The sequence below is a fragment of the Allobosea sp. P1_A7 genome (assembly GCF_056406775.1).
Genome location: NZ_JBFTZN010000630.1, coordinates 1 through 771 on the forward strand (window position 1 = coordinate 1; position 771 = coordinate 771).

At 60.6% G+C, this 771-nt stretch carries 1 protein-coding gene; it reads left to right on the top strand.

Going from position 1 to position 771, the window contains the following annotated elements:
• The coding region (locus AC1D34_RS38120; protein WP_476827098.1) for a calcium-binding protein at positions 1-516 on the top strand (516 nt) is incomplete at its 5' end.
• Positions 517-771 lie beyond the last annotated feature (255 nt).

The window sequence follows — 771 nt, forward strand, 5'->3', positions numbered from 1 at the left end:
ATCCAGAACTCGGCCGGCGACGCGAGCGGTGACAAGCTGACGAACATTGAGAACCTCACGGGCTCGAATTTCGTCGATAGCCTGACCGGAGATGGCAACGGCAACACGCTCGCTGGCCTGGACGGGAACGACACTCTCAACGGTGGAGGGGGCAACGACACCCTGATAGGCGGAGCCGGGCAGGACACACTCACCGGCGGCACGGGCAGCGACGTTTTCGTCATCGATCCGTCACATCTAACGGTCGCTGCGGATGACCTGATCAGCGACTACAATGCCGGCGGTGTTCAGGACACCGTTGATCTGAGTGCATTGCTAGGCTCACTCGGCGCTGGCGCGCCGACGACTGCGGCGCAGGTCGATACTGTGCTGAACGTCTCCGGAACGCAGTTGATGGTGGATGATAACGGAACTGCCGCTGGTGGGAACTTTGTCGCAGTCGCCAACTTCTCCTCGGCCCCGGGTTCCGTGCAGATTCTGTACGATCACGATCAGCCGCCGACGACGGTAACCTAGGTGCTTGCAATGCGGCCGGGGGTGAGCAATGCCTGAAATCACCGGTCACCTGCGACGGGAACGTTGAGCGAAGACAAGGCCCCGGCTTTGGAGACATAAAAAGGTCAATCGATGGATCCCGATGCAACCCCTTCAACGCTTGACGAGATCATCCTTGCCCTTCAGCCGGAAGTTGGCGAGGCGCCGGAATCGGTCGTGTTGGAACTGAGTGCTGCCGATCTGCTGGCGGATGGCGGCGAGATCGTCGATCTGACC